Genomic DNA, 25,603 nt, shown 5'->3' on the forward strand with positions numbered 1-25,603 from the left:
GAAACGGAACCGAAACAATTTGCCCTCATTCTGGCCGGATGTCGATTTCGATGCGCCCGAGCCAGGCCTTGCGACTGTGGCAGCAGGTGATGCTGTCCCAGGTGCGCGCCGACGCGCCGGACCTCACCATGCGCCAGACGGCGATCCTGTTCACCATCTATCTCGACCCGCCACCGCACACGGTGCGCGGGCTCGCCTCCCGGCTCAACGTTACCAAGCCGGTGATCACCCGTGCGCTCGACACGATGGGAGCGTTGAAGCTGGTATCGCGCCATCGCGACGAGCTCGACAAGCGCAACGTGCTGGTCAAGCGAACTGTGGAAGGTGCTCTCTTTGTCGAGCGCTTCGGCGATGATATCATAGCCAGGGCCCAGGAACTGCCCATTTAGAGCATGATCCCGAACCGTAGGTCAGCGAAGCAAAAAGTTGGGAACCGATTTTCGGAAGAGATCATGCTCAAACACCAGGATAGAGCCGAGTTGCCGATTTGACCGCCAGGGATGCCCGCCTTCACGCGTTCCGTTCCGATCTCGCCGACGCCAGGCTGAAAGGCGAGGTTGCCGCCGACCGCTTTGTCGCCGGCCGTCCAGCGCGTATTGCCGCTTCCGTTGTCGATGTCCGCAAGGCGCCGCGCTCGGATGCCAGCGTAAACACGCAGCTTCTGTTCGGCGACGACGTTCTCGTTTTCGAGGACGTTGAAGACTGGGCCTGGATCCAGGCGGAACGCGACGGCTATGTCGGTTATGTCACCGACACCGTGCTAGGCGGACGGGACCATGCGCCCACGCATGTCGTCTCGGTGCCGCGTACCTTCCTCTATCCGGAGCCGGATTTGCGGTTTCCGCCAAGCGGGCAGCTGTCGATGGGATCGGCGGTGACGGTGACGGACGTGGCCGAAACGCGCGGCACGCATTATGCGCTGCTACCGTCCGGCGAGGCGGTCATATCGGGCCATTTGAGGCCCTTGAACAAACCAGCTGTCGATTACGTCGCGGTCGCGGAAGCCTTTCTCGGCACGCCCTATCTGTGGGGCGGCGCCTCCGGTTTCGGCATCGATTGTTCCGGTCTCGTGCAATTGGCGATGCACATGGCCGGCAGGCAAGTGCTGCGCGATTCCGACATGCAGGCCGCAACCATCGGTGAGTCGCTCGAGCCCGGACCAAATTTTGCCGGGCTACGGCGCGGCGATCTGGTGTTCTGGAAAGGCCATGTCGCTGTTATGACCGATCCGGAGACCATGATTCACGCCAACGGCCACACCATGCTGGTCTCGCGTGAAGGGTTCAAGGAAGCCGTCGCCCGCATAGGCTATCTCTATGGCGGGCCGACAGGGTTTCGGCGGCCGTAGCGCCAGAGCGGCCCTTCTCAAGGGAGAAGGAAGACGCTCGATCACCTTTTGTTCCGATTCTTCTTGGCGATTGCGCGCCGCCGCGCTACCTCTGGCGGGTGACAGAGCAGCCGCGTCTCGCCGAACAGAATGCCGCCGTGCACTTGCCCGAGCCATTCCTCAAATGGTTCGCGCAAAAAGGCTGGTCGCCGCGCGCCCATCAGATCGAATTGCTGGCGACTGCCCAAGCCGGGCAGTCGGTACTGCTGATAGCGCCGACCGGTGCAGGCAAGACGCTGGCCGGGTTTCTGCCTTCACTGACCGAGCTGGCCGGTCGGCCAAGAAGAAAACCGGGGCAGGCGCATCGCGGCATCCACACGCTCTACATCTCGCCGTTGAAGGCGCTGGCCGTCGACATCGAGCGCAACCTCGGCAAGCCGGTCGAAGAGATCGGCCTGCCTGTCACCATCGAGACGCGCACCGGCGACACGCCCGCGCATAAGCGCCAGCGCCAAAAGCTGGCGCCGCCCGACATCCTCCTGACCACGCCCGAGCAACTGGCGCTGCTGATTGCCGCGCCCGACGCCAGGCGCTTCTTCGAGGATCTGCGCTACGTCGTGCTCGACGAACTGCATTCGCTGGTGACGTCGAAGCGCGGGCATCTCCTGTCGCTCGGGCTGGCCCGGCTGCGATCCTTTGTTCCCAACTTGCAGACGATCGGTCTGTCGGCGACGGTCGCCGAACCGGACGAATTGCGGCGCTGGCTGGTTAGCCAGAACCCGCCGGGCGGCATGGCCGAATTGATCGTCGTGACGGGCGGCGCCAAGCCCGAGATCTCCATCCTCGATTCGGAAGAACGCGTGCCGTGGGCCGGACATTCGGCCCGCTACGCGACACCGGAGATCTACAGCGAGATCAAGCGACACAAGACGACCCTGCTGTTCGTCAACACACGCAGCCAGGCCGAGCTGTTGTTCCAGGAATTGTGGCGGGTCAATGAGGACACTTTGCCGATCGCGCTGCATCACGGCTCTCTCGATGTCGCCCAGCGCCGGCGCGTCGAAAAAGCTATGGGCGAGAATGCCTTGCGCGCCATCGTCGCCACTTCGACGCTCGATCTCGGCATCGACTGGGGCGACGTCGACCTGGTCGTGCATGTCGGCGCGCCGAAGGGTGCGAGCCGGCTGGCACAGCGTATCGGCCGCGCCAACCACCGCATGGATGAGCCGTCGAAGGCGATCCTGATTCCGGCCAACCGCTTCGAGGTGCTGGAATGCCGGGCGGCGCTCGACGCCAATTATCTCGGCGCCCAGGATACGCCGCCGCTGGTCAATGGCGGGCTCGACGTGCTGGCGCAGCATGTTCTGGGTTGCGCTTGCGGCGCGCCCTTCCATGCCGATACGCTGTTCGAGGAAGTGCGAACGGCCGCGCCCTATGCCGGTCTCGATCGGCCCACATTCGACCGCGTCATCGATTTCGTCGCCACCGGCGGCTATGCGCTGAAGAACTATGAGCGCTACGCCCGCATCCGCCTGAACAAGGACGGGCTGTGGCGCGTGTCCAATCCTCGCATTGCCCAGCAATACCGGCTGAATGTCGGCACCATCATCGAGGTGCCCGCGCTCAACGTGCGCTACGTCCAGGCCGGCAGAGGCTCTGCCTCGCGCGGCGGCCGGGTTCTCGGCAAGATCGAGGAGGCCTTCCTCGAAACACTGACGCATGGCGATACGTTCATGTTCGCCGGCAAGGTGCTGCGCTTCGAAGGTATCCGCGACAATGAGTGCTTCGTGTCGAATGCGCCCGGCAGCGACGCCAAGGTGCCTTATTATGGCGGCGGCAAATTTCCGCTTTCGACTTACCTCGCCGAACAAGTGCGCATCATGCTGGACGACCCGCAGCGATGGAAGAAGCTGCCGGAGCAGGTCGCCGACTGGCTGCGCTTCCAGGCCGACAAATCGGTGCTGCCGAAACGCGACGACCTGCTGATCGAGACCTTTCCTCGCGGCAACCGGCACTATCTGGTGGCCTATCCGTTCGAGGGCAGACTGGCGCACCAGACGCTCGGCATGCTGCTCACCCGCCGGCTCGACAGGGCGGGAGCCAGGCCGCTCGGCTTCGTCGCCACCGACTATGCACTTGCCATATGGTCGCTGGTCGATATCGGCAGGATATTCAGGGCGAAGAAACCGTCGCTGGCCGCGCTTTTCGACCAGGATATGCTGGGCGACGATCTCGAAGCCTGGCTGGCCGACAGCTGGCTCTTGAAGCGCACCTTTCGCAATTGCGCGCTCATCTCGGGACTGATCGAAAAACGTCATCCGGGCCAGGAGAAGAGCGGCCGTCAGGTCACCGTGTCGACCGACCTCATCTACGACGTTCTGCGCAGCCACGAGCCCGATCACATCCTGCTGCAGGCGACGCGTGCCGACGCGGCCACGGGGCTGCTGGATGTCAGCAGACTTGCCGAGATGCTCTCGCGTATCCAGGGACGAATCGTGCATAAGAACCTCGAACAGATCTCGCCGCTCGCCGTGCCGATCATGCTTGAGATCGGCAAGATGCCGGTGCATGGCGAGGCCGATGATACGCTGCTGATGGATGCGGCAACACTGGTCGAGGAGGCCATGGGGACGAAATGACATTTGCGATCGCCATGACTGCGCCCCTGGCGGATGCCGATTCTATCGGCATTGCCGGCGAGCGCGTGATCTGCGATCGGCGCGGCGTGCTTTATTTTCCCGAGCTTCGGCTGCTGACTGTCTCCGACCTGCATCTGGAAAAGGGCTCGTCGCTGGCACGGCGCGGCGCGCTGATCCCGCCTTACGATACCGGCGCGACATTGCTCCGATTGCAGGCGGTGATCGCCGACTACCAGCCTGCGATCGTCATCAGCCTGGGCGACAGCTTTCATGATGGCGGCGGCGCGGCCCGCATGCACTCAAGCTTTCGCGAACGGCTGGAGGCACTGATGGCCGGTCGCGACTGGTTCTGGGTTGCCGGCAACCATGATCCGGACGCGCCGGCCGACCTGCCCGGCGAGACGGTGCGCGAGCTGGCCATAGGCTCTCTCGTATTCCGGCACGAGCCTTCGGCGGTGAGAGTGGAAGGCGAGATATCAGGCCATTTGCACCCTTGCGCTCGCATCGTGCAGCAAGGCCGCTCGGTGCGGCGGCGCTGCTTTGCCGGCGACGGCGGTCGCATGATCATGCCGGCCTTCGGCGCCTATACCGGCTCTCTCAATGTGCTCGACCGCGCCTATGCCGGGCTGTTCCGTCGCGAAACGCTGATGGCCTATATGCTCGGCACGGAACGGATCTTCGCGATTTCTCACGCGATGCTGCGACCAGGCTGAGCTGCTCTACCTGCCATAGTAGAGGGTAACAGTGTGCTTCGCCTCGGCGAAGAACAGCCAGCGCTCGACCAGCATGCCGGCGAATTGGACGGTTGCTGCGAGTGCCGACAGCACCGCCGCATAGGGCCATCGCAAGGCGAGCGCCGCAATCAGCAGCAATACGGGCAGAGCGAAGGCCAGCACTTGCGTGATCTGGCGCAGCCGCGCCTTGTGCTTGCGCGCGATGCGAAAGCCCATCTCTTTGAGCAGGTAGTTCTCCTCGGTGTGCGGCCATTCCAGCGATCGAACGGTGCCGCCTGCAAGTCCGGTCGCGGTGTTGGCGTTGGTCGGGATTTCCAGCCTGTCATTGTATCGGTAGGTTGCCAGCTTCCAGCCCCAGCCGAGCAAGGTCAGCAGCGTGCAACCTGCCAGAACTATAGTCGAGCCGAGGGCGAAGCCCTGCAGCAGCGCGTTGAGAAGCACGCTGCCGCTCATCGCCGAAAAGATCAGATAGCCGGGCAGAGTGAAGCGGCTGTGCCACTGGGCGATCGGCTTCAGCGATGCATAGATCATGCCGGTGGTGCAGACGGTGGCGACCGCGCCGGCCGCAGCCAGGAGCCCGGCGATGGCCACCCAGCCGTTTGTGCGGCCGAGGAACACCCAGCCGATGGCGAACAGTCCCGCCGGCACGAAGGTCGCGACCGAGGCGACGCCTTCGCGTGACAGCCACGAACTGCGCCATTGCGAAAAGGCCCGCCAGGCGCGTTCGGGCCGGCCGAGATGGCCGGCCGATGACAACAGGCCGGCCGAGATCAGGCCGAGCGCCAGCCCCATGCCGACGATGCCGAGCCAGAAGTCAGGCGGGACAAATCCTTGTCCGGCCAGCACGCCGAGCAACGCGAGCAGGCCGTAACCGGCGCCGGTGGCGGTGGTGAAAAAGACGACGGAGAAGGCTGGGTGCATGAGGCTGGTTGCTGATCAGTGCGAAAGCATTCGGTCGACCCAGCCTAGGAAACCGCCTTCGGCTCGCACCGGTTCGAGCGCCGGCGCCAGCACCGATGCGGCGCGTGTGGTATGGGCGCGGGGCGGCAAATATTTGTTGGTCGGGTGATAGCCGAGTTCTGGCATCAGGTCGACGCCGCCGCGCTCGGCCACTAGTTGCGAGATCGCCGAGGCCGGGTCGCCGAGATCGCCAAAATGCCGCGCGCTGGTCGGGCAGGCGGCGACGCAGGCTGGCACCCGATCTTCTTCCGCCAGATTGTCGTTATAGATGCGGTCGACGCATAGCGTGCATTTCTTCATCACGCCGACATCAGTGTCGAATTCACGCGCGCCATAGGGGCAGGCCCAGCTGCATAATTTGCAGCCGATGCACTTGTCCTCGTCGACCAGCACGATGCCGTCCGAGGCCCGTTTGTAGGAGGCGCCGGTCGGGCAGACGGTGACACAGGCCGGTGTGTCGCAATGCAGACAGGAGCGTGGGAAATTGACCGTGCGCCCGCCCATCTCCGTCACGTGCTCATAGCTGTGCACGCGGTTGAACCAGACCCCGTCGACATCGCCGCCATAGGGATCGATGTCGGTCAGCGGCGCCATGTGACCGCCGGTGTTCCATTCCTTGCAGGCGGTGACGCAGGCCTGGCAACCGACGCAGGTGTCGAGATCGATGACGAGGCCGAGCTTCTTGTCGGTATGGGCGGGAAGGCAGGTCATGGTCTGGCAGCCTCTCTTTCCCGGCGGAACTCGGCCCCGAAACTGAGCTTGTCGGGCGAGGGTTCGAAATGCGGCGGCTGCCGGAAGCGCTCAAACTGCGGCTCGGTGAAGCCGGCTTCTTCAGCCGCGCATTTGACGATGCGGACGCGCAGGTCGAACCATGCCGCCTGGCCGGTCACCGGATCGGAATTCGAATAGCGCTTGCCGTTCGCATCGGCGGAGGTCTGGTCGCCGATGATATGGTTGAGCAGGAAGCCGCGACTCGATTCGGCGGCGTCGTCCTTCAGCCCCCAGCTGCCGCGCCGTTTGCCGATGGCGTTCCAGGTCCACACCGTGTCGGCGTTGACCCCGTCGACCAGCTTGATCTGCCCCTTGACCCTGCCGTTGATGCTCTCGATCCACACCCAGTCGTCATCGACAAGGCCGAGGCCGGCCGCGGTCCGGTTGTGCACGAACAGGCGGTTTTGGCTGGTGATCTGCCGCAGCCACGCGTTCTGCGAACCCCAGGAATGGTACATATGCATCGGCCGCTGTGTCAGCGCGTGCAGCTTGTATGTCTCGAGGTCGACAGCGGCCTCCTCGAAGGGCGCATACCAGAATGGCAGCGGATCCATATAGGTCTCGATGCGGCTGCGCTCCGCCTCCGGCGGCCGCACCCTACCATGGCCGCGCGCGGCGAGGCGAAAGCGCTGCATCGGCTCGGAATAGAGCTGGAAGACGATCGGCTCGGCCTTCGGGATAAAGCCCATATTCTCGGCGAAGTCGAGATAGGAGCGGTTGGCCATCTTGTAGTAGCGCTGGTCGTCCGCAAAGTCGTGATGCCAGAAGCCGCCATTGTCGATGTAGCGCTGAAGCTGATCAGGATTGGCCTCGCCCTTGCCGATCGAAGTTCCGTCCTTGCCGCGCCAGCCGGCGAGCGGGCCGACGCCCGGCGTGCGCTCATGATTGACGATGTAATCGGCATAGTCGCGGTATTTGGCCGAGCCGTCGTCGTCGACGAAGCCGGGCAGGCCGAGCCGCGCGCCGAGCTCGATCAGCACTGTCTGGAACGGCCGCACGTCGCGGTCCAGCTCGACGACGGGATGGCGGATGGCGTCGCCCGGGCCGTCGGCATGGCTGATCGGCCGGTCGAGCAGGCTGATGCAGTCATGACGCTCGAGATAGGTCGTGTCCGGCAGCACGAGGTCAGCGAACGGCACGGTCTCGGAATAATAGGCGTCGGAATAGATGATGAACGGGATCTTGTAGTTTCCGGCCTCGTCGCTGTCGGTGAGCATCGCCATCGTCTCGACGGTGTTCATCGACGAGTTCCAGGCCATGTTGGACATGTACATCATCAGCGTATCGATCTTGTAGGGATCTCCAGCCCAGGCATTGCGGATGACCGTGTGCATGAGGCCGTGCGCGGCGAGCGGCGCGTCCCACGAGAAGGCCTTGTCGATGCGAACAGGCGTGCCGGCGTCATCGACCAGCAGATCGTCCGGGCCGCAGACGAAGCCAAGCGGCATGCCTTCGAGCGGCGTCATCGGCCTGACGTCCTTGCCCGCCGGCTTCGGCCCCGGCGGCGCCGGCCGGGGATAGGGCGGCTTGAAGCGGAACCCGCCCGGCACGTCCACCGTGCCGAGAAGCACCTGGAGGAGGTGGATGGCGCGGCAGGTGTGAAATCCGTTCGAATGGGCCGAGATGCCGCGCATCGCATGCATCGACACCGGCCGGCCCTTGATCGTCTCGTGCCGGCGGCCGGCCCAGTCAGTCCATGCAACCGGCAGTTCGATCGCCTGTTCGAAGGCGACATGCGCTAGTTCGGCGGCGATCCGGCGGATGGTGTCGGCGGAAACGCCGCAGCGTTCGGCGACCGCATCGGGAGAATAGCTCTCGTGCAGATAGCGGTCGGCGACGAGTTGGAAGACCGGCACGCAGCGGCGGCCATCGACCTGGACGTTGCCGGTCAGCGCCGGCTTTGCGTCGGTATCGGTGGCGCTGACGGGCACTTTCGCCACTCTGTCCCAGGCCAGTGGATTGCCGTCACTGTCGCGTGCGAACAGCCCGTCATCGGCAGCATTCGGCTCCTGGATTACGAGCACATGGGCGTTGGTGTAACGCAGCAAATAATCGAGATCGACACGGCCCGCCTTCAGCAGTTCGTGGATGAGGGCAAACACGAACAGGCCGTCGGTGCCGGGCCGGATGCCGATCCAATCATCGGCGATGGCATTGTAGCCGGTGCGGCACGGATTGATAGAAACCACCTTGGCGCCGCGCGCCTTGAGCTTGCCGAGACCGATCTTGATCGGATTGGAATCATGGTCCTCGGCAACGCCGAACAGCATGAAGTATTTGGTGTTGTCCCAGTCGGGTTCGCCGAACTCCCAGAACGAGCCGCCGATCGTGTAGAGGCCGCCGGCCGCCATATTGACCGAGCAGAAGCCGCCATGGGCGGCGAAATTCGGCGTGCCGAACTGGCTCGCCCACCAGCCGGTCAGCGATTGCGACTGATCGCGCCCGGTGAAGAAGGCGAGTTTCTTCGGATCGGTGCGGCGGATTTTCGAAAGCCGTTCCGTCGCGATCGAGAAAGCCTCCTCCCACTCGATCTCACGGAATTCTCCCGAGCCGCGCGGACCGGTGCGCAGCAATGGCTTCTTCAACCGGGCCGGACTGTAGTGCTGCATGATGCCGGCGCTGCCCTTGCCACACAGCACGCCGCGATTGACCGGATGGTCCTTGTTGCCGTTGATGTAGCGGACCTTGCCGTCCTTGATGTGGACGTCGATCCCGCAGCGGCAGGCGCACATGTAGCAGGTGGTCTTGGCGATGCTGTCGGAGACAACAGGCGACGTATCGACGCCATCGCCCTCGTCGGGCGCGCGTGTGTCGGCAAGCGACCGTTGGGACGGTGCGGAATTGGCGCCGCGCAGCGGTCCGTGCGTCATGATCCGGTGCTTTGGTGAGCCGTGAATTTGGCTCTCGTCTTCGGCCCGGGGCCGCGCATATAGTGCTCTTCCGGGTGATAGCGGTCGCCGGCAAGCCGGCGCCGTAGGCCGCGGGTCCAATGGGCAAACAGGGATTTTAACCGCCCGATCACATTCTACCCTTTGCGGCTTGGCCGCGATATTTTTCCATTTTCTCTCAGAAACTTAGAACAAATCAATCGATCCGTCTAACAAGTTGCTCTTGTAATTTCAATCGAATTTGCTTCTTAATTCTCCGATGACCCTCGAGCAATTGCGGATATTTGTTGCTGTCGCCGAGCGAGGGCATATGACCAAGGCGGCCGAGCTGCTGGGCATTTCCCAGTCAGCGGCGTCGGCCGCTATCCGCTCGCTCGAACAGCAGCACGGCGTCCAGCTGTTCAACCGGGTCGGCCGCAACATCGAGCTGGCGCAGACCGGGCGCAGGTTCCTGCCCGAGGCAAAGGCCGTGCTCGAACGGGCGGCTGCCGCTCACAACGTGCTGGAGCACGTCTCGCAGACGATTACCGGCAGCCTTTCGATCGCCGCCAGCCAAACTATCGCCAGCTACTGGCTGCCGCGCCGCCTGGCCTCCTTCCACGAGGCCTATCCCGCCGTCAGGCTGAGCGTGACCATCGGCAACACCAGACAGGTCGAGACCAATGTCCTGGACGGCACGGCGGATTTTGGCCTGGTCGAAGGGCGCACTGATTCCGACATATTGCGGCGCGCCAAGGTCGATGTGGATCGCCTGATGCTGGTCGTGGCGCATTCGCATCCCGAGATCGCTGAAGTCTCGCGCGGGTATCCCGATATCAGGGAGCTCCGCTGGATCATCAGGGAAGGCGGATCGGGCACTCGCGAGGTGCTGGAAGATCTTGCTCGCCGCGAAGGGATCTCGTTCGCGGACCTGCGGATATTCCTGGTGCTGCCGAGCAACGAGGCGGTCCGTCAGGCGGTCGAGGCCGGCGCCGGCGCCACCATCATTTCGGAGCTCGTTGTCGCGCACGCGGTCGCCGAAGGCAGCCTGCGGTCCGTGCCGATCGATCTGCCGAAGCGCGATTTCGCGATGATCACGCATCGTGACCGGCAGGCAAGTCTGGCCCAGATGGCGCTCAAGGCGCATCTGGGCGCGAAGGTTGGCGAGACCGTCCGCGGGTAAGCCGGGTCAGCCGAATTTCCGCTGCGCGTCGAGCGCCAGCCCAAGCCCGACCGAGCCGAACCTGTCACCTTGGATGATGGACGCCTGCGGCACCAAGGCTGATATCTGCTGCCTTGCCAGCGGGATGGCGGTCGATCCGCCGGTCAGGAACACCGCGGTGATGTCGGATGGTTTCACCTGCGAGTCGCGGATGGTCTCACCAACCGTCGCGGCCACCCGTTCGATATCCCTGGCGATCGTGGCTTCGAGCCCGGCGCGCGAAATCTCTGCCGCGAACTTCGCACCGGGCAGCGCGACTACGAAATCGCCGGAAAGTTGCTCCGTCAGCTCGATTTTCGCCTTTTCGACCAAAGCGGCTAGCCCGTGCCCGTAACGATGCTCGACGATGTGGATGAAACGGTCGACCAGGTCGGCGCGTTCCGCCTCGTAGCGGATCTGGCGCAGATGCGTCATCGCCCGGGCGGTGTAGACCAGATTAATGCGCTGCCATGTCGCCAAGTCGATGAAGTAGCTGGCCGGCAAGTTGCGCTTGCCGTCCTTAGTCGGCGAGAGGTAGCCGAGTTGCGGCATCACATGGGCGATGCTCAACAGCCGGTCGAAATCGGTGCCGCCGATGTGGATGCCTCGGCTCGCCAGGATGTCGTCCTTGCGATCGAGAGAGCGGGCGCGCTCCGGCGACACCCGGACGATCGAGAAGTCGGACGTGCCGCCGCCCATGTCGACGATCAGCGCCAGTTGTTCCCGCGTAACCTTCTGCTCGTAGTCGAGCGCCGCCGCGATCGGCTCGAACTGGAAGGCGATATGCTTGAACCCCTGGGCCCGTGCCGCGTTTTCGAGCTCACCTTCGGCCCTGGCATCGGCCTCGGCATCGTTGTCGACGAACTGCACGGGACGACCGAGCACCACGCTCTCGACCACGTTGCCGGCATCCTCTTCCAACCTTTTCCTGAGATGGCCGACGAACAGACCGATGATCTCGGTAAAGGCGATCGACCGTGCCTTGATCCGCGTCTTTTCATGGACAAGCGAGCTGCCGAGCACGCTCTTCAGCGAGCGCATCAGGCGACCTTCGATGCTGTCGGTATAGTTGGCGACGGCGCGGCGCCCGAAATAGGTGCGGTTATCCTCGAAGTTGAAGAACACCGCGCTCGGCAGCGTCACTTCGCCGTCTTCCAGCGCCACCAGCTGCGGCTGCCCGTCCCTGACCACGCCCACGGTCGAATTCGAAGTGCCGAAGTCGATACCGCCGAATGCTGGTCGCATCGCAAAGTCCTGTACTTTTGATGTGGGGAGCGACAGCTCGTGTCCGGTCAGGCCGGGGTCGCGGTCTAACCCACGAACCCCAAAAGGGGAACCACCTTTCGGAAGGGGCCTAATGCAGGTCGCGCAAAAGTGTGCAGTGGTTTTGCGATGACGACATGCATAAAACAACAACCTAAAGCGGGTCGCGTGAGGTCGGTCGAACGCGATGCGCTTTAGTCCTTTCGGAAGACCAGTCTTCCTAGCCAGCCGGTCAGCATGGCCAGCGATACAGCGAAGACGCCGTAAAGGAAGGAATAATCGTGGGCAATGCGGAAGATCGACTGTTCGAAACCGGACTTGCGGATTTCGAGCTGGGCGGAGCTCTCCTTGATGAACAGGCCGCTCTTGAACAGGAACGCACGGGCCTTGTGGGTGCCGACCGGAACGTTGGGGGCGAGCCTGACGGTGGCACGGAACAGGTTCTGCGACAGGAACTGCACGCCGCCGACATTCTCGCTGTAGAGGCCGGTCGCCGTTTTGCGCTCGCGCAGCGCGGCGGTGAATTCCTGGATCGTCGCGGGACTGTCGCCATCGTCGGCCGGCTGCATGTAGATGTTGGCGGCGCCGAGCGACAATTGCTTGTAGCTGTTGGGGTCGGTGACGTCCTGCAGCGGGCGCGTCGTTGCCACCGAATAGGACACCGGCACATTCTCGAAGGTTTCGGACTCCAGATTGATCCAGATGCCGAGCACCCGGTCCTTGCGGCGCACGACGACCGGCCGGGCCGGACCCTCAAGCACGACGATGATGTCGTAGCGCCCTTGGCGCGCGACAAGCGGGTCGGCATTTTCCAATGAGCCGAAGATGGTGAGATCGGCGCCGGAAAAGCCGGCGGTGATCGAGACATGGTCGGTGGACAGGCCGATCTGGATATTTTCGGTAGCTGGCGTCTGCGCTTTTCCCGGTGACGCGGCTGCGAACAGCGACAGCGAGGCAACGGCCAAGAACGCCCTCAAGCCTGCCATCAGGTCAGACCCACGCCGGACAGGGAATAGAGGTTGGGCGGCGTCACGAACAGATCGATGGCGAGCCGGATTGCGACCGCCAGCACCAGCAGCGCCAGCAGCGCCCTGAGCTGCTCGCCACGCAGCCTTTGGCCGGCCTTGGCGCCGTATTGCGCGCCGGCGACGCCGCCCGCCATCAACAGGAAGGCGAGCATGACGTCGACCGTCTGGTTGGTAGTGGCATGGACCAGCGTGGTATAGGCCGAGGTGAAGATGATCTGGAATAGCGAGGTGCCGATGACGACATTGGTCGGCACTTTCAAGAGGTAGATCAGCGCCGGTACCATGATGAAGCCGCCGCCGACGCCCATGATCGACGACAGGAAGCCGATGCCGGCGCCGAGGCCGAGCACCGGGATGACGCTGACGAAAAGTTTCGAGGCCCTGAACCGCATCTTCAGCGGCAAGCGGTGGATCCAGTTGTGCTGGCCGGATTTCTTCAGCACCGGTGCCGCGCCGCTACGCGTGGCGCGCAGCGCATTGACGCTCTCGATCAGCATCAGCCCGCCGACGGTGCCAAGCAGCACGACATAGAGCAGCGAGATGAACAAGTCGAGTTGGCCGAGCCGCCGTAAGAAGCCAAAGACAAAGATGCCGCCGGTTGAGCCGACGATGCCGCCTGCCAAAAGCACACCGCCAAGCTTGAAGTCGAGCGTGCCGCGCTTCACGTGCGACAATGCGCCGGAGAAGGAGGAGGCGATGACCTGGTTGGCGCCGGTGGCGACCGCGATGGCAGGCGGTATATTGTAGAAGATCAGCAGCGGCGTGATAAGAAAGCCGCCGCCCACTCCGAACATGCCCGAAAGGAAACCCACCGCCGCGCCCATGGCCAGCAGCACGAAGATGTTGACGGAAATTTCCGCGATCGGGAGATAGATGCCCACCCGTCAGTCTCGATCAGTTTGCCTCTCGACGAATGCAACCGTTGCGGGCATTTCGCGCCCAGAAGCCTATCTCGTTCTTGCGCCGGCCGGGCGGCGAAGTCAAACCTCGCCACGCCGCCGAAACAAAAAACAACTCAATCAGTTAACAGGCAAATGTGTGGCAAAGGCGTCGCGGAAACGACGCATCTGACGTTATTTGCGCGCAAGGAGAGCCTTGACCAGTTTCTCGTCGACCGCTCCTGTCGCCTTCAGGTCGTTGTCGGTCTGGAAAGCCATGATGGCATCCTTGGTTTTCTGGCCCATCACGCCGTCGGCATTGCCGGCCTCATAGCCATTCTTGTTGAGAATGCGCTGGATGTTCTGAACGACCTTTTTCATGTCGACGCTGGCGGTCGTCTGCGGTGTGCCGTCCTGCCATGATTCGGGAATGTCGGCCGAATTGGCCGCAGGATCGAGCGGCTTTGCCTTCCACAGTTCGGCGGTGGCGCGTGCGCGTTCGAGCTGCTCGGGTCTGAGCGCCTTGGCGATCTCGTCGCGCTTTGCCGCCGCATCCTTGTCGCCGGTCTTGGCGACGAGTGCGAACCATTTGTAGGATTCTTCGAGATTCTGCTTCATGCCGACGCCCTTCGCCGCCAGGATGCCGAGATTGAACTGGCTGTCCTTGATACCGAGATCGGCGGCGGCCTGGAACCAGTGCGCGGCCGATTCATTGTCGGTCACGCCGTCCGCAGCCATGGCAAAGAGCACGGCGAGATTGTGCATGGCGCTGGCGTTGCCCTGTGACGCGGCGAGCTGGTACCAGGTCTTCGCCTTTTTCACGTCGCGCGCGATGCCGGTGCCCTTCTCATAGAAGTTGCCGATGCGGTACTCCGCTGGTGCGAAGCCGAGTTCTGCTGATTTCTCGTACCATTTGGCGGCCGCTGCCATGTCTTGCTTGACGCCGCGCGATTCGGCATAGCGCGAGCCGATCTCGAACAACGCCTTGGCGTCGCCGCCGGCCGCTGCGTCACGCAAGGCAGCTGGACCGGCATCGGCCGGGATGTCGATCTTGGCAATGGCCGCCGTCGAAGCATCCGCAAGCGTGACCGCGCCAGTCATGTCCTGGGTCGCGGGTGTGCCGGCCGGCGCTGTGGCCATTGGCTCGGCGTCCGCAGCCGTCAAGCCCGCAGGTGCCGAGGCTGTCACGTTCGCTGCCGCCGGATCGGACGGCGCCGTTGGCGTTATGGGCGCAGGAACGGCTTCGGCCTCGGGTGCGGTGCCCATCGGAGTTCCGGCGTCCGACCGCGCGGCGCGGGCGGTCTGTGCCGGCATGTCGTCTTCGGCTACCGGTTCGGACGGCTCTGCCTGCCGGATGGCGCGGGCCGGCGCGCTGTCCTGTGCTGCAGTTTGCGCGTCCGTCTTCGACTCGCTGGCGGTATCGGCCGACGCGGTGTCCGCTGGCTGCGCGGCCACGATCGGCGCCGCATCATTGCTGGCTCTTTCGACGGGATCGGAGAAAAAGGCCTTGCCCAATTGTAAGCCGGCGAGCGCCAGCATGACTGCTGCGGCCGCCATCAGGATCGGCTTGCGCCGCGCCTTGAGCAGATCGCCGATCCTGAGCGCCTTCACCGGGCCGCTCATCGTCGATTGCCGCTTGAGAGCGTCGGCCTCGGCAGCGGCCGCTTGCGCCGCGCGTCTGGCTGCGGCGATGAAGTCGGATTTCGATGCATCGGCATTGCCGGCCCTGACCGGCGGTCCGCGTTCGTCGCGCACGCGTTTCATGATGGCGTTGAGGTCGGGGGGGCCGGAGCCGGGCTCCAGCGGGCGGTTGGCAACCTTCGGATCCAGCGGCTCGTCGAGATCGGCGCTCGGTATCTCGACATCAGGCGCCGAGCCGGCAAGCGGTGGAACGTCTGCCTCCTTCTTACCCTTGAAGGCGCGCGCCAGTCCGCCGAGCATCGACTTCCGGCCGCCGGGCTGTTCACTTTTCTCCGTCACCGTATCCGAACCAAGCGCCGCCATGGCCGCGGCCGCGGCGGCTTCGGCCGGCGTGCGCGGGTCTGGCTCATTGCGCATGATGGCAGTGGCACGGCTGTCGAGGTCGGCCATGTCCCCAGTCAGCGGTAATGGCTGGTCGATGTCCATGGACGGCGCGTCCCGAACGGCCATCTTTGACGATCGCGCGCCGCGCCAGCTGTCCGGCTCGGCCGGTTGCGTGTTCAGAAGTTCCCTCACCGCGTCGGTCGGCTCGCCGGTTTCCAGTGAGCCCAGTCGGTCGACGATCTTGAGCAGCGTGTCATGGATGGCCTCGAAGGTCCTCGAATTGCGCTCGTCGGAACGGCGCGTCAGTGCTTCGAGCGTCTTCAGATCCTGGGCGAGGCCAGAGACGGCCGCCGTATTGGCACTGGAGCCGGCCAACGAACGGACGGCGCTCTCGGCCGCCTCGCGCGCCGCGCTGAGGATGGAATCGCGGGTGCCAGCCAGCGACTTCTCGATTTCGTTGAGACGAGGGCTGATGTCCTCGAATTCCGGCAGTGGCGTGCCGGGCTTCGAAAGATGCGCCGATAGACCCGCGACTTGCGTTTCAAGGCTGCGTATCAGGGCCGGGTCGATGCCGGCGACTTGTGCCGCGGATGAATCCAGCCGGCTTGAAATATCTTCGAGGCGGCCTTCCAGGCCACGGATCGCCGCTTCGCTTGCGGAATCGGGAACGCGCGTTTCCATGCGCTGGGCAAGCGCGCTGAAGCGGGCGTCGATGGCGTCCATCATGCCGGCTCCGTCGATCTGCGGCATGCGCTGGTCCAGCCTGTCGACGACTTCGTCCAGCCGGCGCTCGAGATCACGAAACAGCATATTGCCTTGTTCGATCGCGTCGCCTTGGCGGCGCTCCATCATGCCGGACAGCACGTCGAAACGTTGCTCCAGCCCCTGGAAGATGTAGTCGGCATCCGGCATGGCAGGTGCCCGGTCGATCTTGTCGGCAATGAGCGCGATCTGCTTGTCGAGACGCTCCATCGCCTGCTCCGGCAAATTGGCCCGGCCGGCAAGATCGTCGACCCGGCTCGACAACATGTTGAGGCGGTCGATGACCTCGCCGCTGGGGTGAACTTGCGTGACTTCCTCGATCTGCTGGGCAAGCGAGGCGATCCGCTTCTCGATGCGTTCGAAGGGTTCTGGGTCGAATGACTTGGCCTGCGCGGCGACGGTGGATGCGACGATAGCGCGGGAAATCTCGTCCAGCCGCTCGTCGATCATACCGAATGTTCCGCTGCCGCGATTGTCCTGCTGCCTGGCGAAATGATCAACGGCGCCTGCAAGCGTGCGGACCTTTTCTTCAAGCGACCGCAGCGACAGTGATTCCGGCAAATTGTTGACGGCATTGCTGATCTGTTCGAGCCGGTCGGTCAGCATCGAAAGACCGGGTGCGTCCGACCGCTTGCGCTGATCGGCATCGACACGATCCTCGAATGCGGTCCAGCGGCGGTCGAAATCGTCCCAGCGGCGGCCAACCGCCTGCACGCTCTCCTCGCGCGCCAGCGTGTCGAGCGCGGCCTTGACCTGCTCCAGTTCGAGCCGGAGCATGTTGACGCTCCTGTCGTCGCTCCTTTCCGCCAGAGTCTGGATAGCGCCAGAAAGCCGCTCGAACTCGACGCCGAGTTCGGCGCTGCCTTTGCCGCCTCCCGCTGACTGGCCACCCGGCTGAGCGCTTGCCTGGAAAGCCCGCTCGATGTCCTTGCGCAGCGCTTCGAATTCGCGCTGCAGGCCGGCGGTCATCTGGTGGCGCAGTTCCTCGCGCAAGCCGCGCAATTCGCCGGCGATCTTGCCGACCACGGCTACGCCGTCTTCTTGGCCGCGCACGCGGTCGATATCGCGGGCGATCGCCTGGTAACTCTGGTCGAAAGTAGTCGGCGCCGGGCTTTTCGGCGGCTGCGCGACGCGCGGCTCCTCATAGGGTCGGGCGCTGGCATAGCGCGGCTCCGCGCTCGGCCGGCGCGGCTCGGGACGCTCGCTCAGGTCCTCGCGCGTCCGCTCCAGCCGCTGCTCCAGCGTTTCCAGGGAACGGTTGAGCTGTTCAAGCGTGGTGTGCGGCCTGCGCTGCCTGCCGGCGTTGAGTATATCGAGATAGGACCGCTTGCTGTTCATCGATGCGCCCGTTCAGAATTACTGCTGGCTTATGACCAGTTTCCCAAAGTCCTGCCGGAAACGAAGGCGTCCGCGTGGCTTTGCTGCGGTGGAAGACCAACTTCCCGGGGTTCACCCGCGCTCCGAAAAACCGTGAAAAATTCGCTACAGGATAAACACGGGTAACCGACATGCGCACATTTCGCCCAACGTGGTAAACAACGCGTTAACTAAGCTTAAGAAGTTACAACGTTGTTGGCGGGCCGCCTAAGGCGCCGCCGGACCATGCGCTGGCGGATGCGGCAAAAAGTTCCTCCCGCACAACGCCCTTGCTTCGTGAGGCGGCTATCGGTATAGAATTGACGTAAACGTAAAGGTGCACAGACTGTGCCGTTTGCGATTTGTTTGTCGAAACCACGAGTGGAAGCACGCCCCCGCTTCCACTCAGGCGACGCATGGTCCGGGACCGCGGCGCCACCAGATGGGGAAAGCCAGTGACCATGAAACTTGTTTCGCCCGGCGAAGCCGCGGCCAATACCAATGACATGTCTGATAAAGCCGGCGAGGATCTTGTCCGCATCGGCGAGATGGCCAAGAAATACGGAGTAACGCTGCGCACGCTGCGTTTCTACGAGGACAAGGGCCTTCTCAATCCGCAGCGCGACGGCTCGACCCGTCTCTACACGCGCCGCGACAAGGCGCGGCTGAAGCTGATCCTGCTCGGCCGCAAGGTCGGATTCTCGCTGCGCGACGTCAAGCAGATGATGGATCTCTACGACCCGACCGGCTCCAACACCAAGCAGTTGCGACTGGCGCTCGACAAGTCGGAGAAGCAGCTTGCCCGTCTGCAGAAGCAGCGGGCGCTGATCGACGATGCCATCAACGAGTTGAGCAACTCGATGGCGGCGGTGCGTCAGATGTTGATCGAACGTTCGGCGCCGCAGGCCAGCGCCGCCGGATAATTCGACCTCGCCGGCTTCCGGTGAACGGCCTTTGACGATGAGAGCCGCGTGGCGTTGGCCGCGCGGCTCTTCTACCTTCCGGCTGCGCCGGGAATACATTTCAATCGTTCCGCACTGGCTTCAATGGTGTAGCGCCGCTACGCTAGCGGGTGAGGTTTCGGAAAAATTTGCCACATCAAAAAATTGACGTTTACGGAAACGTCAACTTTTGCTATCCCGACCTGAACATTGGTCCGCATGCTGTCCCTAATTCTTGGGGCGTTGATTTCGGAGCCAAGGCCGCATGGTGGAGGAAACGCATGCCGATCTACAGGGCGCCGGTCCAGGACACGCTGTTTGTGCTGAACGAGGTACTGGGCTACCAACGCCATTCCAATCTTCCCGGATTTTCCGACGCGACGCCGGATTTGGTCGAGGCCATCCTCGCCGAGGGCGCCAAGCTCGCCGAAAACGTCATGCAGCCGCTCAACCGCGTCGGCGACTTGGAAGGTTGCGTGCGCCATGAGAATGGTTCGGTGACGACGCCGAAAGGCTTCAAGGAGGCCTTCGATCAGTATCGCGAGGGGGGCTGGATGGGGCTGGCCGCGCCTGTCGAATTTGGCGGCCAGGGTCTGCCTTACGCGGTGCATACCGCTGTTTCCGAATATATGATTTCGGCCAACATGTCGCTGATGATGTATCCCGGCCTGACGCAGGGCGCGATAGCGGCGATCATTACCCATGGCACCGAGGAGCAGAAGGCGACATGGCTGCCGAAGCTGGTCGAAGGCGTCTGGACCGGCACCATGAACCTCACCGAGCCGCATTGCGGCACCGATCTCGGCCTGCTGCGCACCAAGGCGGTTCCCAACGGCGACGGCACCTATAGGATTTCAGGCCAGAAGATCTTCATCTCGGCCGGCGAGCACGACATGGCGGACAACATCGTCCACCTCGTGCTGGCCCGCATCGAGGGTGCGCCGGAAGGCGTGAAGGGCATTTCGCTGTTCATCGTGCCGAAGCTCAAGCTCGATGCATCAGGCAATCCTGGCGATAAGAACACCGTCTCCTGCGGCTCAATCGAGGAGAAGATGGGCATCCATGGCAATTCGACCTGCGTTATGAACTATGACGAGGCACAAGGCACGCTGCTTGGCGAGGCCAATGGCGGGCTGAAGGCCATGTTCACGATGATGAATGAGGCGAGGCTCGGCGTCGGCCTGCAGGGGCTTTCTCTGTCGGAGGTCGCCTACCAAAACGCTGTGTCCTATGCCAAGGATCGCCTGCAGGGCCGCTCGCTGTCCGGCCCGAAGGCGCCGGACAAGAAAGCCGACCCGATCATCGTCCACCCCGATATCCGCCGCAGCCTGATGACCATGAAGGCCTTCAACGAGGCCGGTCGCGCACTGGCGCTGTGGACGGCGATCAAGTCCGATATCGCCCACCGTGCCAGTGATGACAAGGATCGCCAGGCTGCCGACGACTACACCGGGCTGATGACGCCGGTGGTCAAGGGCGTGCTCACCGACAAGGGTTTCGACCACGCCGTGATGGCGCAGCAAGTGTTCGGCGGGCACGGCTATATCGAAGAGCACGGCATGAGCCAGTTCGTGCGCGATGCCCGTATCGCCATGATCTACGAGGGCGCCAACGGCATCCAGGCGCTCGACCTCGTCGGCCGCAAGCTAGCCTTGAATGGCGGCCGCGCGGTGCAGGCCTTCTTCAAGGAGGTCGGCGAATTCTGCGAGGAGAACCGCACCGACGAGAAGATGGCGCCTTTCACCAAGGCGCTGAAGAAGGGCCTCAACGATCTGCAGGCGGCCACGATGTGGCTGATGCAGAACGGCATGGCCAAGCCCGACAACGCCGGCGCCGCCTCGACCGACTACATGCATCTCTTCGGATTGGTGGCGCTGGGCTACATGTGGGCGCAGATGGCCAAGGCAGCCGGAGCGAAATTGGCGAATGGCGCCAATGGGCCTTCGACCTTCTACGACAGCAAGCTGGTGACGGCGCGCTTCTTCATGGAGCGGATCTTGCCGGAGACGTCGGCGCACCTCGCCCGCATCTCCAGCGGCGCTGATACATTGATGGCACTGCCGGCGGAAGCGTTCTAAGCTCGACGTTTCCCTCCCCCTTGAGGGGAGGGTGGCCCGAAGGGCCGGGAGGGGTCATGCGTGCAGTGCGCCAACCTCAATTCCCGTTCGAGGAGGATCAGACAATAGCATGACAAATCCCGCCGAAGTGCTTGCTTTGCCCAAACCCGGCTGGGCTGCGGAAGAGGTTGGCATGCTTTACGACATGGCGCACCGCTTCATGTCGGAAGAGATCGCGCCGCGCTATGACGAGTTCGAGAAGAACGAGGTGGTCGACCGCGAAAGCTGGCTGAAGGCAGGTGCGGCCGGTCTGCTCTGTGCCTCAATGCCGGAGGAATATGGCGGTTCGGGCGGGACATTCGCGCATGAGAGCGCCATCATCGAGGCGATCGGCCATGTCGGTGTCGACGGCTTCGGCATCGGTCTGCACAATTCGATCGTCGCCCCTTACATCCTCCACTACGGCTCGGAGGAGCAGAAGAAGAAGTGGTTGCCGAAACTGGCGACCGGCGAGCTGATCGGCGCCATCGCCATGACCGAGCCCGGTGCCGGCTCCGACCTGCAGGGCGTCAAGACGCGAGCCGAGAGGGATGGCAACCAGTACAAGATCAACGGCTCGAAGACCTTCATCACCAACGGTCAGCTCGCCAACTTTATCATCGTCGTCACCAAGACCGATCCGGAGAAGGGCGCCAAGGGCACTTCGCTGATCGTCGTCGAGACCGACGAGGTGGAAGGGTTCGAGCGCGGTCGCAACCTCGACAAGATCGGGCTCAAGGCCAACGACACGTCGGAACTGTTCTTCAACGATATGCGCGTGCCGACCTCCAATCTGCTCGGCCACGAGGAAGGCCAGGGCTTCGTCCAGCTGATGCAGCAATTGCCGCAGGAGCGGCTGCAGATCGGCACCGGCGCCATCGCCATGGTCGAGCGGGCGCTGGCGCTGACCATCGATTACGTCAAGGAGCGCAAGGCATTCGGCAAGGCGATCATCGAATTCCAGAATACCCAGTTCAAGCTGGCCGAACTGAAGACCGAGGCGACCATCGGCCGGGTCTTCTACAATGACTGCGTCGCCCGCCATATCAATGGTGGCCTCGACCCGGTGACGGCCTCGATGGCCAAATACTGGCTGTCCGACCTGCAGGGAAAAGTCGTCGACGAGTGCCTTCAATTGCATGGCGGCTATGGCTACATGAATGAGTATCCGATCGCCCGCATGTTCCGCGACGCCCGCGTCCAGCGTATCTACGGCGGCACCAACGAGATCATGAAATTGCTGATTGGGCGCTCTCTCTGAGCGACTTTTAGCAAACCAAGGAGCAGGAAAATGGCCGAAGCTTATGTCTATGACGCCGTGCGCACGCCGCGCGGTCGGGGCAAGAAGGATGGCTCGCTGCACGAGGTGCCGGCGGTGCGGCTCGGCGCCAAGGTGCTCGAGGCGATCCGCGACCGCAATGGGCTGGATACCGGCACCGTCGACGACATCATCTTCGGTTGCGTCGACCCGGTCGGCGAGGCTGGGTCTGTCATTCCGCGCGCCGCCGCCTTCGAGGCGGGCTACGACACAAAAGCGCCCGGCATGCAGATCTCGCGCTTCTGCGCCTCTGGCCTGGACGCCATCAATTTCGGTGCAGCCAAGATCGCGCAAGGCGCAGATGAGATTGTTATCGCCGGCGGTGTCGAATCGATGTCGCGCGTCGGCATGGGCGCATCCGGCGGCGCCTGGTTCATGGACCCCTCCGTTGGCCTGCCCGGCTGGTTCGTGCCGCAAGGCATCTCGGCCGATCTGATCGCCACGAAATACGGCTTTTCGCGCGACGACGTCGACGCCTATGCGGTCGAGAGCCAAAAGCGTGCTGCCAAAGCCTGGGGCGAGGGCCGCTTCAAGAATTCGGTGATCTCGATCAAGGACCAGAACGGGCTGACCATCCTCGACCATGACGAGCACATGCGGCCTTCGACCGACATGCAGTCGCTGGCGGCACTCAACCCGTCTTTCGTCATGCCCGGCGAAATGGGCGGCTTCGATGCTGTCGCGGTGCAGAAGCATCCCGAGGTGGAAGAGGTCAACCACGTCCACCACGCCGGCAATTCGTCCGGCATCGTCGACGGCGCGGCGGCCGTTCTGCTCGGCTCGAAGAAGGCTGGAAAGACGATCGGCCTGAAGCCGCGCGCACGCATCCGTGCATTCGCCAATATCGGCTCGGAACCGGTGCTGATGCTGACCGGTCCGGTAGACGTGACCGAGAAGCTGCTGAAGCGCGCCAGGATGAAGCTGTCGGACATCGATCTGTTCGAGCTCAACGAGGCTTTCGCCTCGGTGGTGCTGCGCTACATGCAGGCTTTCGATATTTCGCACGACAGGATCAACGTCAATGGCGGCGCCATCGCCATGGGCCATCCGCTCGGCGCCACGGGCGCGATGATCTTCGGCACGGTGCTGGACGAACTGGAGCGCCGGAACCTGAACACCGCTTTGGTGACGCTTTGCATCGGCGCCGGCATGGGCACCGCAACGATCATCGAACGCGTCTGACGGGAGAGAGAGACCGATGAGCTACACCAATTTCACCCTCGACATCGACGCCGATGGCATCGCGCTGATCACCTGGGATATGCCCGACCGGTCGATGAACGTTTTCACCGAAGAGGCGATGCTGGAACTGAACGCCATCGTCGACAAGGTGGCGAGCGATGCAGCAATCAAAGGCGCGGTCATCACCTCCGGCAAGGACACGTTCTCCAGCGGTGCAGACATCACCATGCTGCAGAAGATGCTGTCGAAGTTCGCAGCCGACAAAGCCAAGGACCTGGACAAGGCGACCAAGGCGCTGTTCGAAAATGCCGGTTACATGACCGGCCTGTTCCGCAAGCTAGAAACCTCAGGCAAGCCGTGGGTGTCGGCGATCAACGGCACCTGCATGGGCGGCGCGTTCGAGCTGTCGCTCGCTTGCCATGGCCGTGTCGCAGCCGGCTCCGACAAGGTCAAGATGGCGCTCCCCGAAGTGAAGATCGGCATCTTCCCAGGCGCCGGCGGCACCCAGCGCGTGCCGCGGCTGACGGACCAGCAGCAGGCGCTGCAGATGCTCACCTCCGGCCAGACGCTGTCGCCGCAGAAGGCCAAGTCGATGGGCCTTATCCACGAGATCGCCGAGCCTGCGAAGCTGGTGGAGTCCGCCAAGGCCATGATCAAAAATGGCTTGAAGCCGGTGGCGCCGTGGGACGAGAAGGGCTTCAAGCTGCCCGGCGGCCCGGTCTATTCGGTGGCCGGCGCCAATCTGTGGCCACCGGCAATCGCCATCCTGCGTCGCGAAACCTATGGCAACTATCCTGCCGCCGCCGCCATCCTGAAATGCGTCTATGAAGGCCTGCTGGTGCCGTTCGACACCGCTTTGCGCATCGAGCAGCGCTATTTCACCGAGATCATGCAGACCAGGGAAGCGGCGGCGATGATCCGCTCGCTGTTCGTGTCGCTGCAGGAACTGAACAAGGGCGCGCGCCGCCCGGCCGGCGTGCCGGAAACCAAATTCAAGAAGATCGGCGTGCTCGGCGCCGGTTTCATGGGCGCCGGCATCGCCTATGTCACGGCCAAGGCCGGCATTGCGGTGGTGCTGCTCGACCGCGACATGGAAGCTGCCGCCAAGGGCAAGGCGCATTCTGACAGCCTGATCTCGGATCAGGTCAGGAAGGGCCGTGCCAAGCCCGAGGACAAGGACAGACTGCTGTCGCTGATCACGCCGACGGCGGACTATGCCGACCTCGCAGGCTGCGACCTAGTGGTCGAGGCGGTGTTCGAGGACTCGGGCGTCAAGAAGGACGCCACCGAAAAGGCGGAGGCCGTGCTGAAGCCGTCGGCGATCTTTGCCTCGAACACGTCCACCATCCCGATCACGTCGCTGGCGAAGAATTCGGCGCGGCCGAAGAATTTCGTCGGCATCCATTTCTTCTCGCCGGTCGACAAGATGATGCTGGTCGAGATCATTTTGGGCAAGAAGACGGGTGACAAGGCGCTGGCCGCCGCGATCGACTTCGTCCGCGCTATCAAGAAGACGCCGATCGTCGTCAACGACACGCGCGGCTTCTACGTCAACCGCTGCGTGCTGCGCTACATGTCGGAAGCCTACAAGATGCTGATCGAGGGCGTTCCGGCGCCGATGATCGAGAACGCGGCGAAGGCCGCCGGCATGCCGGTCGGCCCCTTGGCGCTTACGGACGAAACGGCGATCGACCTCGCGCAGAAGATCATGAAGCAAACCATGCGCGATCTCGGCGAAAACGCGGTCTACCCGAAGCAGATGGCGCTGATCAACACGCTGGTCGATACGCATGGCCGCTTTGGCCGCAAGAACGGCAAGGGTTTTTTCGACTATCCGCAAAAGCCTGCCAAGAAGAAGTTGTGGCCGGGCCTGAAGGATCTCTATCCGCAGTTGGCGCCTGAAAAGGTCGACTATGAGGAACTGAAGCAGCGGCTCCTGGTCACCATCGCGCTGGAGGCGGCGCGGGTGATGGAGGAGGGCATCGTCACCGATCCGCGCGAAGCCGATGTCGGCTCGATTCTCGCCTTCGGCTTCGCACCCTTTACCGGCGGCGTGCTGTCCTACATCGACGGCATCGGCGCAAAGAAATTCGTCAAGATCGCCAAGGGCCTGCAGAAGAAGTACGGCGCCGAGTTCAAGGCGCCGAAGCTCCTGCTCGACATGGCGGAGAAGGGCGAGACTTTCTACGAACGCTTCGATCCCTATGCCAGGAGCGAGGCCAAGAAGGCGGCGTGACGCCGCCTTCTTGGTGGAC

17 protein-coding genes are annotated in these 25,603 nt (G+C 63.3%); 10 read left to right on the forward strand and 7 right to left on the reverse strand.

Annotated features, from left to right (window positions below; all coding sequences use genetic code 11):
• Positions 1–38: 38 nt before the first annotated feature.
• The 4 genes from NKH36_RS21980 (at position 39) to pdeM (ending at position 4,679) form a co-directional block, all read left to right on the forward strand.
• Complete coding sequence (locus NKH36_RS21980; RefSeq protein WP_352964487.1) at positions 39–389, forward strand: MarR family transcriptional regulator; 351 nt, start codon at positions 39–41, stop codon at positions 387–389.
• Between the two features lie 98 nt (positions 390–487).
• Positions 488–1,348 carry a C40 family peptidase gene (locus NKH36_RS21985; RefSeq protein ID WP_352964490.1) on the forward strand — a complete coding sequence of 287 codons (861 nt, stop codon included), beginning with the start codon at positions 488–490 and terminating at the stop codon, positions 1,346–1,348.
• A 98-nt stretch (positions 1,349–1,446) separates the two neighbouring features.
• Positions 1,447–3,966 (forward strand): ligase-associated DNA damage response DEXH box helicase, encoded by a 2,520-nt coding sequence (locus NKH36_RS21990; RefSeq protein WP_352964493.1) that lies wholly within the window; start codon positions 1,447–1,449, stop codon positions 3,964–3,966.
• Complete coding sequence (pdeM, locus tag NKH36_RS21995) at positions 3,963–4,679, forward strand: ligase-associated DNA damage response endonuclease PdeM (protein ID WP_352951365.1); 717 nt, start codon at positions 3,963–3,965, stop codon at positions 4,677–4,679. Before NKH36_RS21990 ends, pdeM begins: the two co-directional genes overlap by 4 nt.
• 6 nt (positions 4,680–4,685) lie before the next feature.
• Here pdeM and NKH36_RS22000 read toward each other — a convergent pair whose 3' ends face one another.
• From NKH36_RS22000 to NKH36_RS22010, 3 genes are read right to left on the reverse strand one after another with little or no spacing between them, the layout of a single operon-like run.
• Positions 4,686–5,621 (reverse strand): dimethyl sulfoxide reductase anchor subunit family protein, encoded by a 936-nt coding sequence (locus tag NKH36_RS22000; protein ID WP_352964496.1) that lies wholly within the window; start codon positions 5,619–5,621, stop codon positions 4,686–4,688.
• Positions 5,622–5,636: 15 nt separating this feature from the next.
• On the reverse strand, positions 5,637–6,371 hold the full coding sequence (locus NKH36_RS22005) for a 4Fe-4S dicluster domain-containing protein (RefSeq protein ID WP_352964499.1): 735 nt from the start codon (positions 6,369–6,371) through the stop codon (positions 5,637–5,639).
• Positions 6,368–9,301 (reverse strand): molybdopterin oxidoreductase family protein, encoded by a 2,934-nt coding sequence (locus NKH36_RS22010; protein WP_352964502.1) that lies wholly within the window; start codon positions 9,299–9,301, stop codon positions 6,368–6,370. The genes NKH36_RS22005 and NKH36_RS22010 overlap by 4 nt, the downstream gene beginning before the upstream one ends.
• Before the next feature lie 277 nt (positions 9,302–9,578).
• Between NKH36_RS22010 and NKH36_RS22015 the strand changes: the two genes are divergently transcribed.
• The gene (locus NKH36_RS22015) at positions 9,579–10,481 is read left to right on the forward strand and encodes a LysR substrate-binding domain-containing protein (RefSeq protein ID WP_352964505.1); all 903 of its coding nucleotides are present in this window, start codon (positions 9,579–9,581) and stop codon (positions 10,479–10,481) included.
• 6 nt (positions 10,482–10,487) lie between these two features.
• Here the strand turns inward: NKH36_RS22015 and NKH36_RS22020 are convergent, their stop codons facing one another.
• The 4 genes from NKH36_RS22020 to NKH36_RS22035 form a co-directional block, all read right to left on the reverse strand.
• On the reverse strand, positions 10,488–11,744 hold the full coding sequence (locus NKH36_RS22020) for an Hsp70 family protein (RefSeq protein WP_352964508.1): 1,257 nt from the start codon (positions 11,742–11,744) through the stop codon (positions 10,488–10,490).
• Positions 11,745–11,956: 212 nt separating this feature from the next.
• Positions 11,957–12,748 carry a TIGR02186 family protein gene (locus tag NKH36_RS22025; RefSeq protein WP_352964509.1) on the reverse strand — a complete coding sequence of 264 codons (792 nt, stop codon included), beginning with the start codon at positions 12,746–12,748 and terminating at the stop codon, positions 11,957–11,959.
• Positions 12,748–13,671 carry a sulfite exporter TauE/SafE family protein gene (locus tag NKH36_RS22030; protein WP_352964512.1) on the reverse strand — a complete coding sequence of 308 codons (924 nt, stop codon included), beginning with the start codon at positions 13,669–13,671 and terminating at the stop codon, positions 12,748–12,750. Before NKH36_RS22030 ends, NKH36_RS22025 begins: the two co-directional genes overlap by 1 nt.
• A gap of 192 nt (positions 13,672–13,863) precedes the next feature.
• Complete coding sequence (locus tag NKH36_RS22035) at positions 13,864–17,793, reverse strand: peptidoglycan-binding protein (protein WP_352964513.1); 3,930 nt, start codon at positions 17,791–17,793, stop codon at positions 13,864–13,866.
• A gap of 479 nt (positions 17,794–18,272) precedes the next feature.
• On the opposite strand from NKH36_RS22035, the gene NKH36_RS22040 reads away from it, so the two are divergent.
• From NKH36_RS22040 to NKH36_RS22060, 5 genes are all read left to right on the forward strand, one after another.
• Positions 18,273–18,734: a MerR family transcriptional regulator gene (locus tag NKH36_RS22040; protein ID WP_352964542.1), complete on the forward strand. Its 462-nt coding sequence runs from the start codon at positions 18,273–18,275 to the stop codon at positions 18,732–18,734.
• A 299-nt stretch (positions 18,735–19,033) separates the two neighbouring features.
• On the forward strand, positions 19,034–20,830 hold the full coding sequence (locus tag NKH36_RS22045; RefSeq protein WP_352964514.1) for an acyl-CoA dehydrogenase: 1,797 nt from the start codon (positions 19,034–19,036) through the stop codon (positions 20,828–20,830).
• 109 nt (positions 20,831–20,939) lie between these two features.
• Positions 20,940–22,109, forward strand: a complete 1,170-nt coding sequence (locus NKH36_RS22050; protein ID WP_352964516.1) for an acyl-CoA dehydrogenase family protein — start codon at positions 20,940–20,942, stop codon at positions 22,107–22,109.
• A gap of 30 nt (positions 22,110–22,139) precedes the next feature.
• Entirely contained in the window at positions 22,140–23,348 is a 1,209-nt protein-coding gene (locus NKH36_RS22055) for an acetyl-CoA C-acetyltransferase (RefSeq protein WP_352964517.1), read from the forward strand.
• Between the two features lie 16 nt (positions 23,349–23,364).
• Positions 23,365–25,584: a 3-hydroxyacyl-CoA dehydrogenase NAD-binding domain-containing protein gene (locus NKH36_RS22060; RefSeq protein ID WP_352964519.1), complete on the forward strand. Its 2,220-nt coding sequence runs from the start codon at positions 23,365–23,367 to the stop codon at positions 25,582–25,584.
• Positions 25,585–25,603: the final 19 nt, after the last annotated feature.

Origin of the sequence: Mesorhizobium sp. M1312 (genome assembly GCF_040318115.1) — a bacterium.
Taxonomy (GTDB): domain Bacteria; phylum Pseudomonadota; class Alphaproteobacteria; order Rhizobiales; family Rhizobiaceae; genus Mesorhizobium.

Excerpts from the sequence above, each read along its gene's own strand:
- NKH36_RS21980 (WP_352964487.1), top strand. The coding sequence starts at position 39 with ATGTCGATTTCGATGCGCCCGAGCCAGGCCTTGCGACTGTGGCAGCAG.
- pdeM (WP_352951365.1), top strand. The coding sequence starts at position 3,963 with ATGACATTTGCGATCGCCATGACTGCGCCCCTGGCGGATGCCGATTCT.
- NKH36_RS22000 (WP_352964496.1), bottom strand. The coding sequence starts at position 5,621 with ATGCACCCAGCCTTCTCCGTCGTCTTTTTCACCACCGCCACCGGCGCC.
- NKH36_RS22005 (WP_352964499.1), bottom strand. The coding sequence starts at position 6,371 with ATGACCTGCCTTCCCGCCCATACCGACAAGAAGCTCGGCCTCGTCATC.
- NKH36_RS22010 (WP_352964502.1), bottom strand. The coding sequence starts at position 9,301 with ATGACGCACGGACCGCTGCGCGGCGCCAATTCCGCACCGTCCCAACGG.
- NKH36_RS22015 (WP_352964505.1), top strand. The coding sequence starts at position 9,579 with ATGACCCTCGAGCAATTGCGGATATTTGTTGCTGTCGCCGAGCGAGGG.
- NKH36_RS22020 (WP_352964508.1), bottom strand. The coding sequence starts at position 11,744 with ATGCGACCAGCATTCGGCGGTATCGACTTCGGCACTTCGAATTCGACC.
- NKH36_RS22025 (WP_352964509.1), bottom strand. The coding sequence starts at position 12,748 with ATGGCAGGCTTGAGGGCGTTCTTGGCCGTTGCCTCGCTGTCGCTGTTC.
- NKH36_RS22035 (WP_352964513.1), bottom strand. The coding sequence starts at position 17,793 with ATGAACAGCAAGCGGTCCTATCTCGATATACTCAACGCCGGCAGGCAG.
- NKH36_RS22040 (WP_352964542.1), top strand. The coding sequence starts at position 18,273 with ATGAAACTTGTTTCGCCCGGCGAAGCCGCGGCCAATACCAATGACATG.
- NKH36_RS22045 (WP_352964514.1), top strand. The coding sequence starts at position 19,034 with ATGCCGATCTACAGGGCGCCGGTCCAGGACACGCTGTTTGTGCTGAAC.
- NKH36_RS22050 (WP_352964516.1), top strand. The coding sequence starts at position 20,940 with ATGACAAATCCCGCCGAAGTGCTTGCTTTGCCCAAACCCGGCTGGGCT.
- NKH36_RS22055 (WP_352964517.1), top strand. The coding sequence starts at position 22,140 with ATGGCCGAAGCTTATGTCTATGACGCCGTGCGCACGCCGCGCGGTCGG.
- NKH36_RS22060 (WP_352964519.1), top strand. The coding sequence starts at position 23,365 with ATGAGCTACACCAATTTCACCCTCGACATCGACGCCGATGGCATCGCG.